Origin of the sequence: Paenibacillus sp. EKM206P, assembly GCF_011066155.1 — a bacterium.
GTDB classification, from domain to species: domain Bacteria; phylum Bacillota; class Bacilli; order Paenibacillales; family Paenibacillaceae; genus Paenibacillus; species Paenibacillus polymyxa_D.
The window spans coordinates 1-12,586 of the sequence record NZ_JAAMNQ010000005.1 but is presented as its reverse complement, the minus strand read 5'-3'; the positions used below and the strand labels follow the sequence as shown (position 1 = coordinate 12,586).

General features: G+C 46.2%; 12 protein-coding genes and 1 rRNA gene. 2 read left to right on the top strand and 11 right to left on the bottom strand.

The genetic code is table 11. The features are described 5' to 3' along the window. Positions 1-38: 38 nt before the first annotated feature. The 5 genes from G9G53_RS12370 to G9G53_RS12350 all read right to left on the bottom strand — a co-directional run bounded on the left by G9G53_RS12370 (position 39) and on the right by G9G53_RS12350 (position 4,201). Positions 39-1,199 carry a serine hydrolase domain-containing protein gene (locus tag G9G53_RS12370; RefSeq protein ID WP_029514660.1) on the bottom strand — a complete coding sequence of 387 codons (1,161 nt, stop codon included), beginning with the start codon at positions 1,197-1,199 and terminating at the stop codon, positions 39-41. Positions 1,200-1,363: 164 nt separating this feature from the next. Then, positions 1,364-1,825, bottom strand: a complete 462-nt coding sequence (locus G9G53_RS12365; RefSeq protein ID WP_029514659.1) for a hypothetical protein — start codon at positions 1,823-1,825, stop codon at positions 1,364-1,366. 71 nt (positions 1,826-1,896) lie between these two features. Next, positions 1,897-2,121 carry a non-oxidative hydroxyarylic acid decarboxylases subunit D gene (locus G9G53_RS12360; protein ID WP_029514658.1) on the bottom strand — a complete coding sequence of 75 codons (225 nt, stop codon included), beginning with the start codon at positions 2,119-2,121 and terminating at the stop codon, positions 1,897-1,899. A 42-nt stretch (positions 2,122-2,163) separates the two neighbouring features. Beyond that, positions 2,164-3,582: a non-oxidative hydroxyarylic acid decarboxylases subunit C gene (locus tag G9G53_RS12355; RefSeq protein ID WP_029514657.1), complete on the bottom strand. Its 1,419-nt coding sequence runs from the start codon at positions 3,580-3,582 to the stop codon at positions 2,164-2,166. 28 nt (positions 3,583-3,610) lie between these two features. Beyond that, positions 3,611-4,201 carry a flavin prenyltransferase UbiX gene (locus G9G53_RS12350; RefSeq protein ID WP_029514656.1) on the bottom strand — a complete coding sequence of 197 codons (591 nt, stop codon included), beginning with the start codon at positions 4,199-4,201 and terminating at the stop codon, positions 3,611-3,613. A 160-nt stretch (positions 4,202-4,361) separates the two neighbouring features. Between G9G53_RS12350 and G9G53_RS12345 the strand changes: the two genes are divergently transcribed. Beyond that, positions 4,362-5,267 carry a LysR family transcriptional regulator gene (locus G9G53_RS12345; RefSeq protein WP_029514655.1) on the top strand — a complete coding sequence of 302 codons (906 nt, stop codon included), beginning with the start codon at positions 4,362-4,364 and terminating at the stop codon, positions 5,265-5,267. A gap of 72 nt (positions 5,268-5,339) precedes the next feature. Here G9G53_RS12345 and G9G53_RS12340 read toward each other — a convergent pair whose 3' ends face one another. From G9G53_RS12340 to G9G53_RS12320, 5 genes are all read right to left on the bottom strand, one after another. Further along, positions 5,340-6,524, bottom strand: a complete 1,185-nt coding sequence (locus G9G53_RS12340; RefSeq protein ID WP_029514654.1) for a response regulator — start codon at positions 6,522-6,524, stop codon at positions 5,340-5,342. After that, entirely contained in the window at positions 6,505-8,301 is a 1,797-nt protein-coding gene (locus G9G53_RS12335; RefSeq protein WP_029514653.1) for a cache domain-containing sensor histidine kinase, read from the bottom strand. The genes G9G53_RS12340 and G9G53_RS12335 overlap by 20 nt, the downstream gene beginning before the upstream one ends. Positions 8,302-8,331: 30 nt before the next feature. Further along, on the bottom strand, positions 8,332-9,165 hold the full coding sequence (locus G9G53_RS12330; RefSeq protein WP_413466309.1) for a carbohydrate ABC transporter permease: 834 nt from the start codon (positions 9,163-9,165) through the stop codon (positions 8,332-8,334). 5 nt (positions 9,166-9,170) lie between these two features. After that, the gene (locus tag G9G53_RS12325; RefSeq protein ID WP_029514651.1) at positions 9,171-10,061 is read right to left on the bottom strand and encodes a carbohydrate ABC transporter permease; all 891 of its coding nucleotides are present in this window, start codon (positions 10,059-10,061) and stop codon (positions 9,171-9,173) included. 228 nt (positions 10,062-10,289) lie between these two features. Next, positions 10,290-11,621 (bottom strand): extracellular solute-binding protein, encoded by a 1,332-nt coding sequence (locus G9G53_RS12320; RefSeq protein WP_029514650.1) that lies wholly within the window; start codon positions 11,619-11,621, stop codon positions 10,290-10,292. A gap of 295 nt (positions 11,622-11,916) precedes the next feature. Here G9G53_RS12320 and G9G53_RS12315 point away from each other — a divergent pair, with 295 nt between their 5' ends. Beyond that, positions 11,917-12,075 carry a hypothetical protein gene (locus tag G9G53_RS12315; protein WP_165147892.1) on the top strand — a complete coding sequence of 53 codons (159 nt, stop codon included), beginning with the start codon at positions 11,917-11,919 and terminating at the stop codon, positions 12,073-12,075. 180 nt (positions 12,076-12,255) lie between these two features. Here G9G53_RS12315 and rrf read toward each other — a convergent pair. Further along, positions 12,256-12,372, bottom strand: a 5S ribosomal RNA gene (gene rrf, locus G9G53_RS12310). Positions 12,373-12,586 lie beyond the last annotated feature (214 nt).

Below are 12,586 nucleotides of genomic sequence, written 5' to 3'. Positions count from 1 at the left end.
TAGTGAAGAGTTTTCACAACAGATCCACAATCCCGCATTTATAAACAGCTATAAGCTGCCGCGCGAACTCTCAAATGATGGTACTCTTCCATATTGGGATCGAGCTGATGCATATATACGACGGAGAATTGTTCGCTCGGATCTATAGAAACCCAGGTGCCTGCCATTCCCGTCCAGCCAAATTCTCCAATCGAGCTGTTTGCATGCCCAACCGCTTTATCCATTAACGTGCGCACACCAAGTCCATAGCCATAACCTGTATGGTATGAATTGGTGAAATCCGATAGTTGAGCTGTATTCAGATGATTGGTGCGCATTAAATCAATGGTTTTTCTCCCCAATAAGTTCACACCGTTTACCGTGCCGCCATTTGACATCATTTGTGCAAATGTGAGGTAATCTTTGACTGTCGAATATAAACCTGCGCCTCCGCCTTCATATATAGCATCTGGCTGATGATATTCATCCAGGAAACCCTCCATTTTTTCAAGTTTTCCGGCGTCTTTCCGTTGATACATGGAGGCCATCCGCGATTCAATATCTCCACGATAACGGTAACCTGTATTGTTCATTCCAAGTGGATCAAAGATTTCATCCTTTAAAAATTGTCCTACTGATTTACCTGAAATCACTTCAATAAGGCCTGCAACAAAATCATGTCCATATCCGTATAACCAGCGTGTTCCGGGCTCAAACGCAAGTGGAACTTCAGAAAGCGCTTCAATTTCTGTGCGTAGGTCATATTTCCCCTGCTTTTCCTTTAATCCTGCAATGGCCTTCTGCATAGCTTTTCCTGTTTCTGAAGAATCGGAAGCGTAAGGAAGACCCATACTCATATTGAATATATGCTTAATTAAAATGGGATTCTCTGCCTTATCCACGTAGGTGTATCCGTTAGGAGCGGTTTTGAATACATGCGCATTACGATATTCGGGAAAATATTCATACAAGGGTTCATTCAACAAAAATTGCCCACGTTCGTACAGCATAAGTGCAGCCGCACAGACAACAACCTTTGTCATGGAAAACAAGCGATACACTGTATCCTCAGTGATTGGCTTTCCGGCTTCCAGATCAGCATATCCATGATACCCTTCATACAACACTTCACCATTCTGGGCAATGGCACAACCGCAACCTGCCGGCCCATTTACTATAAATTGTTGCAATAGCTGATCTACCTTGTCAAAACGAGACATATTCATCCCTCCTATTTTTCCTTCAAAAGAAACAAGCTTCCCCTCGCGCTCTAATTCTTGTTCCAACAAGTTCAGCGTGATTTCTTGTAAGCGCTTATTCCCTCGCATTTATTTTAACGGTAAACTTGGTAAATACATAGATTATTTATCATAATCAGATGGCTTTACATTAACAGCTCAGCCACCGTTTCCTTCCAGCGATGAATCACCGATTCCGGTTCCTTGAGACGAACCGTGACACCTGTCAAAATATCCGCATATTGGGCCGAATCCTCTCTGGCTGCAAAAACATGAGCCGCAAATCGCTCACGTACATGCTTGGCTCCGGGCAAAGCAGGCAGATGTTCCAGTGACAACCGCACATAATGCGCCTTCCCCCCGGTAAACACCGCAAGCGTCGCCTTCCCAGTGCGGATCATGTTGCCCGTCGTGGTTGTACCCGGCCATAGGGCCAGACGCAAATTCCCCTCGTCCAGCGCTACAACTTCGCCCACACTAATCATCGCTATGTGCGGCCACTGATCTTCCGTGACCGTCAGCAGCATCATGGCTTCATGCTGCTTGTTCTCCAATGCCTTGCCGTCCAGTAGCGTGAACAGTTCCTTACCGATCCTTGGTGTCTGCATGAAGTATAATCCCCTTTACTTTTGGCCTATAACTTCAAAGTACCATAATTTACGGCTACTTACGAACGACCCTATAACCGCTCTGGAATAGGAGGAACATGAGCAGCATTCGGAATATCTTTGGGGTTTACCTTGAACGCCGATTTATACTTTGCTGGATCCGTAATGCTATCCGGTTCTGAGGTTCGCCATGTGAACAGGCATACAGGGCACAACAAAACCTCCCAGGCATCTTTAACCGGCGAATGGGAAACAACTTCTGAACGATTGGACTCACAACGGGGACAAATATGCATCTGTCAGCACTCCTTTAATCTTTCTTTGTTTTTTAAAAATATTTAGCGAAGCATTTGGCTCAACTTTTTCTCCCATTCCGCTACACCCAGCGGGGAATCGAGCGGCTGCGAGTAATGGCCTCTAATATCCGGTGCTACAGGTGTCGTCGCATCCAGTATCATTTTGTGCGTCATACCTGCCGGATCAGAGCCGGGGTCAAGCGGTAAAATAGACAAGCCAGGAACAATGACAGCATCATGCTTTGGATGAAGCTTGGTGGATAAAGCCCACATGACTTGCGGCAGATTGAACGGATCGACCCCCTCGTCCACCACAATCACCAGCTTGCAATACCCCAATCCATGCGGAGTCGTTAACGCACGCATTCCCACAGCCTTCGCAAAGCCGCCATACCGGGTTTTCGTGGAAATAATAGCAACCAGCCCATGCGTATACATAGCATTAACGGCTACGATTTCATTAGGAAAAGCATCCTTAAGCTGCTGAAACAACGGTACACTTGTATTCACACCGATCATATAATCCGTTTCCGTCCAAGGCATCCCGATGTACAGATGCTCAAAGATAGGCTGTTTGCGGTGATATACACGATTAATCTGGATGACTGGCATCGCGCGACCGCCGGAATAGTGACCTGTGAATTCACCGAATGGACCTTCATACTCACGTTCACCTGCCAACACTTCGCCCTCCAAAATGACCTCGGCTCCCCAAGGCAGATCCAGATCTGCGTCCTTCGCTTTGACCACACGATAAGGCTCACCCTGAATGGCCCCAGCCATCTCATATTCGGATTGATCGTACAGCAGCGGTGTAGAAGCAGCCGTTGTAATCACAGGCTCACATCCGAGGGCAATAGCCACCTTCAGATTTTCGCCGCGTTCCTCAGCCTGACGGATATGGATCGCAATATCATGCTGTGGTACAGGCTGGATGCCCAAACGGTTCTTGCCTTTCACCTGCATCCGGTACAAGCCGACATTTTGCTTACCGTAGGTGTCCGGGTCATCCAGATCGCGTGAAACTAAAATCGCTTTGTCCAGATAAAATCCTCCGTCCCCCTGGTTCAAACGAAACAACGGCAAAATATCAAACAAATTAATATCCTCTGTAATCTCGACTTCATGAAAAGGAGCGGTTTCTTCCCGCTTCACGGGCACCGGAAATTGTTCATAGCGTCTGGCGAATTCAAAAAACTGCTCCTTCAGCGGCGTATTTTTTGGCATTCCCATCATAAGGGCATGATTGGGCCAGGAGCCCATCACATTCATTGCAATACGAGCATCCGTATATCCATAGATATTATTGAAAAAGAGAGCAGGTGTCTTATCTCCAAGATTGCTTAATGCTTTGTTAGCTGCCGCCAGGTCTGGCTCCGGCTTTACCTCGTCGCTGATCGTGAGTAGTTGTCCCTCCTTTTCCAAGGTGTTTAGAAAATCGCGAAAGTCTTTATAAGCCATCATTCATTCTCCTTCGTCTTTCGATTTCTCAATTCTGGTGCAGTCTGGAGTCAGTTTGCTTCATTCCATCCCATCGTTTGGCTGCGGTTGTGACGATACCGAACTGATCTAATACGCGAAAAACAATATGATCTACCAATTCCTCGATACTTGCAGGATGATTATAAAAGGCAGGCATCGGCGGCAGGATCATCACGCCCATACGTGACAGCTCCAGCATATTTTCCAGATGGATACTGCTTAATGGTGTTTCCCTGGTCATGAGCAGTAGCTTCTTTCGCTCCTTCAGCATCACATCCGCTGATCGGGTGAGCAGGTTGTCCGCCATACCGATACGAATAGAGGCAAGAGTCTTCATGCTGCAAGGAGCGACGACCATACCGTCTACCCGAAAGGAGCCGCTGGAAATACGCGCAGCCTGATCCTTATACGAGTAGACTGCATCCGCCATTGCCTCCACTTCCTTCACCGTATAGCCTGTCTCATAGGGAATGTTCGCGATAGCCCACGGGGATAGTACCAGATGGCTTTGAACTCCAGCCTCTCGTAATTGTTGCAATATACGGATACCAAAGATCGACCCTGTCGCTCCCGATATTCCTACAATCATTTTTTTCATATGTCCCCTCCTTCCACTCCATCGTTTTATGTTCACCCATGCATTACTGTCAAAAATTATACGCCTGTTCCCTGCACACGAAAAATATATATAATATATGTAATACATACTTTAAAAGTATCCTAATTGAAGCGTTGTTTAGAAATAAGGAGGAATCCCAATGGATATGAAGCATCTGCATTACTTTTGTGTCATCGTGGAGGATGGGCAAATCACCAAGGCTGCCAGAACGCTCAACATGGCCCAGCCTCCACTGAGTCAACAACTCAAAAATATGGAGGACGAGCTTGGCGTAAAGCTGATTTACCGTGAAGGAAAGAAGTGGGAAGTTACCGAGGCCGGGTATACACTGTATACACGCGCCAAACGATTATTGGCTGAAATGGAGGACACCTGTAGAGAAATTGGGGAGTTTGAAAACAAAGTAACCGGCACACTTGCTATAGGCACGTCATCCGCCTGTATGTCTCTGATTACTGAACAACTCAGCCGCTTTCATCAGGATTATCCAGAGGTATACATTAAAATAGGACACGGAGACACACATCATCTGGAAGAGCTGCTGCACCAAAATAAAGTGGATCTGGCCCTGTTGCTGCTTCCGGTAGATGACAAATCGTACCATTCAATTGAGTTGGAGGGCGTTTCCTTTGTTGCCGTACTTCCGTCTGAATGGGCAGATCGTCATCCCAGTGGGGAAATTACGTTACAAGAAGCTGCCAACTATGACCTCTTGCTGGGACGCCGAACAGAGGGACACGGACTATACGAAACCGTCATACGCAAATTTCAGGAACACCATCTTGTTCCGCGCGTCGTATTGGACTGTCCTGAAATATCGACCATTCTCTCGCTCGTTTCCACAGGCATGGGAATTACCATCATTCCAGACGCTGGCTTGGGACAAGAATACGGGGACAGATTTCGCACACTCTCCATTAAGGAGCCGTTCCCCTTCACACGGCCTGCCGTCGTATGGCGCAAGGATCGTTATTTATCCAATGCAGCTCGCAAATTGGTTGAACTGCTACAAGCTGAAAACACAAAAAAGACTGTTCCCGAGTAGATGCTCTACCGCTCTACTCCTGAAACAGTCTGATGCTGGATAAACTTCCTTCATTCGGTCGTTGATATCGCCTTACTTGACTCCCTGATGTCGATACTCGGTTGGAGTCATTCCACATTTGCGCCGGAATACCTGTGTAAAATGCCGCATATCCTGATAGCCGATCCGCTCTGAAATATCAGCCAGCCGCAAATGAGGATCACTGAGCAACCGCTTCGCCTCCTCCATACGCAAGGAAATGACGTAATCCTTATAGCCTTGTCCCGTCTTTTGCTTAAATAACTGGCTAAAATACACCGGATTTAAAAATACAATTGAGGCCACTTTTTCAAGTGACAGCTCCTCTGTAAAGTGAGCCCGAATGTATTGCAACGCCACATCTACCGTATGCATGCCTTTGCGGAGACATTCTCCTGTATCCGTTGCTGCGGCTGCAATCTCCTCTGGCGTACGTCTTAGCCGCGCCACCTCTTCAGGTATGGAAGCAAAATTGTGATGAACACCCGAACGTGTAATTTGTAGGGGCACCTTCACATAACGCTTCAAATGGGATTCGAGCAACGTCTCTAGCCGTGCGGCCTCTGCCTCACTCCTTAGCCTTGCAATGCCCAGCAGACTATGGCGGTCTAGACTAACGACAAAGCCGCTGCCCCCTGCCTCAACGAGTTCGGACAGTACATTTTCAATCATAAAATGCTCCAGATGTGTCTGCTTGTGATCAGGTTCCATACGAACCATGAAGAGATGGAATTCCGGATAATTTTCGACAAAAGGCTGTATATCCAGCTTACCTGTATCCAGTCCAAGGGCATAGCGTTGGAAAACGGCTTCACGCAAATAAACCATATTGGATTTGAGAAGCCTACCCTCGTTCGCCTGCTGCGAGGCCACAAGTGCCTCGGCTGCCAACATTTCAATGCATTCCAGCAGCTTTCTTTTACCAATCGGCTTTAACAGGTAGTCTTTGGCACCCAGCTTTACTGCTCTTTGTGCATAATGGAAGTCGGAATGGGCCGAAATGACAACCCACTGCAGATGAGGATGCTTTCGCTTAGAAATACGCATGAATTCCAGACCATCCATGCCAGGCATCAGGATATCAGTTAATACAATATCTACAGGATGCTCCGCCAGAATGCCTGCTGCTTCCTCGGTGGAAGCAGCGAGATGAATGCCGCAGGTGGGTAGAGCTTGGCCAATGGTACGCCGAATCCCCTGCCGTATCATACTTTCATCGTCAGCTATCAGAATATTCATGTTTCTCCTCCTTCTGTGGCAGAGGCACACTTACAGTGGCTGTTGTTCCGGCCCCAGGTGCGCTAGAGATCCGTAGGCCGTATTCTTCTCCGAACATGTGCCGTAGCCGTAAATTTAGGTTTTGCAGGCCGATGCCTCCCGCCTGCCCGCTGCCCGCCTGTTTGCCGGGTTCTGCCAAAGCGACCTGGACCACCTCCCATCGTTCGTACTCCATCCCTGCACCGTTGTCGATGATGTGCAGGCTCAATACACCCTCATATTCCTCCGCTCTGACGAGCAGCTTGCCACCTGTATTCGCATGAAGAGGCTCCAGTCCGTGCTTCACCGCATTTTCAATCAAGGGCTGTAAGGTCATTTTTGGCAAGCGGATATCCATCCATCGTTCATTAATGCTAATGTCTACAGATACCCTGCCCTCCAGCCGAGCTTGAATAATGGTGAGATAGTGGCCAACCTGCTCCACTTCTTCACGAAGGCTTACATCAGCCCCCTCTTCCCAATAGCTACTGTAACGGAACATATGGGATAAGGAGAGAATCACCTCTCCGAGCTGATCCTGTCCCTCTTCGTCCAGCATCCAATAGATCATATCCAGCGTATTATACAGAAAATGTGGATTGACCTGCGTCTGTAGCGCGTGTAGCTCCGCATTTTTTTCACTGACCGATGATATACGCACCAGTTCGATTAGCTCTGCAATTCGTCTTACCATATGGTTAAAGGAAGTAGCTAACTGATTGATTTCTTCATAGGATTTGGTGTTTACCGTATGGCGGAAATTCCCTGTCTCTACTCGCTTCATCTCCCGAATGACTCGCTTGAGCGGAAGGGAAATGCTTCTGGAGACGATGGACGCAATTAACGCCGACACAATAATAAGTATAGGTGCCACGATAAATAGGTACCTTTGATTTTGCACCAGCTCCACGTTCAGATCCTCACTAGGTGTCACACTAATCACAGACCAGTCGGCAAACGGCAACTTGGAAGCGATTACAACATTCTCATTACTTCGATTTACAATAACTTCCCCCTCTGGCACCTGCTGCTCTAGATTTCGCAAATCCGGTGGCGGATCAGGGGAAGTGGCCGACACAATTCGATTTTCATGACCCAACAGATATACCTGACTATTGGTACCTAACCGCAAATTGTGGAGAGCCGACAAAACAGAACCCGGCTCAGCCTCAAACAGGACAATACCAATCGGCTTGTGCTCATCCAAATCATAGAGCTGCCGTCCAAACGCAAACACGGGTCTGGTTTCCACCTGATCAATGACAGAGTGAGGATACACGCCCAGCCATGCAATTTTTCCCGCCGACTTTCGAATTTCCTTATACCATTCCGTCTGTTCGTAATGAGTATCAATGACATTCATATAATTGCCATAGTTATATACCTTGCCTGTGTCTGTGATGACATGGATGCCAATCAGATCTTCACGCGAATAATAGATAGCCCCCAGAATATTCGTAATCGTACGTTCGTTGATGTAATTGACAGCAGGTAAATCACTATTATCCGTCGTCAACAGACGAACCAAATCCATATTGTTGCTGATTGATTTGGAGAGACTATTATAGCTGCCGAGCAGCAATTCGAACAGTCCTGCCGTCTGGGATACATTTTTACGCGCCAGCTCGCTGACCTTATCATGGAACTGTACTGTAGTACGGTTGTAAAATAATAGACTGACCGCCAGCACAATGCCCGACATGCTTAATAGGAAGAGAACAAACAAGCGGTATTGAATGGATTGAAAACGGCGCATCATACCTCTCTGCGCTCCTTTCGCATCGGCCGCCTATCCTTTAACCGCTCCCGCAACCATACCCTTGGTGATATTTTCGGACAGAACAAAATAAATAATAATGACCGGTAAGGCACCCATGACTAGAAAAGCACCAATATTACCGTAGTTCACAGAATACTGGCTGACGAACGTATATACGCCAAAAGGGAGAGTTTTGAGCTTCTCGGACGAGATAAAGGTGGCAGCCATAATGTATTCATTCCAGATATTAATGAAAGTTAAAATACATACCGTCATGGTAGGCGGAATCGAGATGGGTAAGATTACACTGCGGAAAATACGATAAATGCTCGCTCCGTCAATGTAAGCGGACTCTTCAATTTCGTGGGGAATGGACCGCATAAAGCCGGATAGGATGAAGACCGCAATCGGTGTCTGAAAAGCAATGTAGGGTAAAATCAGTGAGAAATACGTATTCAGAATATGGACATTTTTAAACATCACCATCAGCGGCAGCAGTGTAGCTTGCATCGGGATCATCATCCCGATCAGAAACATGGTCAGCACAACAGCCCCGAAGCGCCAACGAAAACGTGTAATCGCATAAGCAGTCATCGAGCTTAATAAAATGACGAAAAGCATCGTAACCCCGGTTACCAGCACACTGTTTCCTAAATAACGCAAGTAGCTCCCTGATTCATAGGCTTCCTGATAGTTGTGCCACTGAGGCACTTGAGGGAGTGCAAAGAAGCTTGAGCTCAATATCTCTTCATTTGTCTTCAACGAATAGGTCAGAAGCCAAAAGAGTGGATACAGCTGCGTGACCATTAAGATTGCCAATAAGGAAAAGACTCCCGTTTTTTTCAAGGCATTCAACAGTTCCATCTCCTTTAGCTTACCTTATTTTCGATTCGTTTGAAAACAAAATTTATCACAATTGTAAATGACAAGCAAATCACTACGAGAATTGAAGCCAATGCACTGCCATATCCGTATTTCATCGATAAAAAGGACATATTGTACATATACGTAGATACTGTATCCGTCGCATGGGCTGGTCCTCCCCCCGTCATCACCCAAATCAAATCAAACGATTGCAGGGAGCCGATAAATGCTAATACAATTGATATCTTGAAAATAGGTACAATGAGCGGCAGCGTAATATAGCGGTCTGCTTTGAATCCTTCAGCTCCATCAATTTTGGCTGCTTCGTATAGCTCATTCGGTATATTTTGTACCCCGGTAAACTGGATAAGCAAATGATAGCCAAAATACTGCCATAACGATACAAAATAGAGGGCGTACATCGCGATCTGCGGTTCCGTCAGCCATGAGCGTGTCCAGCTTTCCAGCCCAATCGCCAGCAAAATACCGTTCAGCATTCCACCCATCGAGGCTGGATTATAGATCGTCTTCCACAGCTGCCCGATAATGACCACCGACAGAATAACCGGCAGAAAATACATCGTTACCAGCGTATTGGCCTTACGCACATAGCGATTAAGCAAGATCGCCAGCAGCAGACAAAACGGAATTTCCAGCATGGAAAACACAGCGAACATCATAGTCCGTTTCACGGATGGCCAGAACACTGAATCTGATGTGAAAATCCGCTCAAAATTAGCCAGCCCCACAAACTTTGCCTTGGCGATTCCGTTCCAATCCAGCAATCCGCAATATACCGACACCAAAATTGGAACAAATACCATACAGGTATACAACAACAGGCAGGGTAGCACGAAAACGGCAATGGTACGTGCTGGCACCTTCAGTACATTCATGCTCTAATCTCCTTTATGTTGATTCTGAACATCTTCTGAGGATGTACAACCTACATGATTTCCAATCAGGGAAGAAGCATTCCGCCCCCTCCCTAGTGCCTGCTACTTCGGGATTTTGCAAAATTCCATTCCAGTCACTCCAAAGTGCAATATCTAGATGAACTAGGCCATTTCGATCTATATACTGTTCATCGGAAGTCGCCTACTGGATTTTTGTAAAATCCTCACTTATTTATTCGCTTCAAAAGTGTTTTGATGTTCCTTAGCAACTTGTGCGGAGTCTTCTTTTTGTACGAACAGGTTTTGAATGCTACTCAGATGCGCCTGCGCAATAGCCGGATTCATCGTATTATCAAAGGCGAGATCGCCCCCTTTTACATTCTTGAACAGCTCATTAAGACTAATTGCTAACTCGGAGTAGCCCGCTTCCTTCAGATCACCTTTCATTTTCTGACCGCTGCCAATCGCATTTTTCAGATCAAACTGAATTTTGGGCATCTCCTTAATAAAATAGTGCAGAAAATCCTTCGTCTCCTGTAAATGTTCACTGTTCGCAGATACCGCAAATGCGCTGCCCGGCGCAATTACATACTCATTCACATCACCCTTGCCATTCACCGTAGGGAATTGAAACGCTCCTACCTTACCCGCTACCGAAGAAGCATCAATTGACCCCGTTTCCCACGTACCCATGATATACATCGCGGCTTTTCCTGTTTTAAAAATATTACCACCTGCATTGTAATCAATAGACGTAGCTCCATCCGGGAAAGCTCCTGCCTGCACCAATTCCTGAAATGCATCCACCGCTTCCACAAAAGCCGGGTCGTTAAACGTCTTTTTGCCGTCCAGTACATCATTGAGAAAATTCGGTCCTTCATTCGTACGCAACAAAATGTTCATAAAAAGGAGGGACCCCGTCCATGAATCCTTTTCCCCAATGGCAATCGGAGTAATTCCCTTCGCCTTCAGCGTTTTGACCGTCGTAATCAGCTCGTCAAAGGTGGTCGGCAACTTCTGGATTCCCGCCTGCTTGAACAGTTCCTTATTGTAAAACACCACTTCTATATTGTTGCCGTCCGGAAAAGCGTAGAGCTTATCGTCGAAGCTATAGTAATTAAGAAGTCCATTCTGGAACGTATCTTTTAACCCCTCTTTATCAGCCACATCGTTTAATGGAGCTAGCAGCCCGGCATCTACGAATGGCTTCATCTGTGCAGCAGGGTTTACAATCGTGATATCAGGCACTTCCTTCGCCGCTGCCTGTGTTTTCAGCTTAAGCTTTTGTTGATCTGTATTTAGCGAATCCAATTCAATTTTGACATGAGGATGATCCTGCTCGTATTGACCTACAATTTGCTTAATCATTTTGTACGAAGGGGTGCTCGGATCAGGATTGATGTTCTGAAAGGTAATCGTAACATCTTTCGTTGCGGTGCCTTTGCTCGGTTCTCCTGAATTTCCCGGACTTGCGCTTTGTCCGTTATTACAAGCTGCCAGCGTCAATGCCAAGGCGCTCGCCATCATAATAGCAAACGCTTTCATTTTTGTTCTGCTCATGGTCTTTTTCCTCCTCTTGTTGAAGCATTGCGCAATTTGCCCTCCTTATTGGTGGACACTCAATGCCCGCTTGTTCTTTTCATTATGTTCCATAGAAAAGACGTGAACAATGCGTGAACTTAAGGAGAAGGGTTTGTTTTTTCAAGCCCTCATTTGCGTGCTTCAAAATTCATTCATATCATAACTTGCAATTTATCTAGAACACAGGCATAATATGAATAAGATTGTTTTTTTGATAATGATTATCATTATTAAATGATAAATACACATAGACTTTAAAGGAGGCAGGACCACAGTGAAAGAAACTTTTAGTAAAACCTCCCTGCATATTGATGATTATTTGGACCTTCTCAATCTTGCCGTACAAGTCGGAGATACCAAGTGGCAAAAAGAAATTACCCGTAAACTTCAAGCCTTGAGTGTCCTTCAGACAGAACAGGTTGAAATAGATTAACTGCCCCAGTTAATACTGTCCTCAGTTAAAAATGCTGACTAGGCACCACTATATAAAGGACAACCAAGATACCATAAAACTTTTGACCGAATCCATAATGGTGATCTTTCAGGTGAATGATAAATAAATCGGTTATAGGAAAAAGAGCACAGCCTTAACGGGCTGTGCTCTTTTTATCGTGCTTGGCGACGTCCTACTCTCCCAGGACCCTGCGGTCCAAGTACCATCGGCGCTGGAGGGCTTAACGGTCGTGTTCGGGATGGGTACGTGTGGAACCCCTCCGCTATCGCCACCAAACATGAATTTGCTGTGCAAATTCTTCCGTACGGTTATTCGCTTCACCACTTATCGTGTGAATGAATAGCCATGCGCTTGTTGTATGTCACTTGTACATACGTTCAAGGTTACACCCTGAAAACTGGATCCGAAACTCTTTTGCGTTTTATCTTAGGATAAGCCCTCGACCGATTAGTATTGGTCAGCTCCATGCATTACTGCACTTCCACCCCCA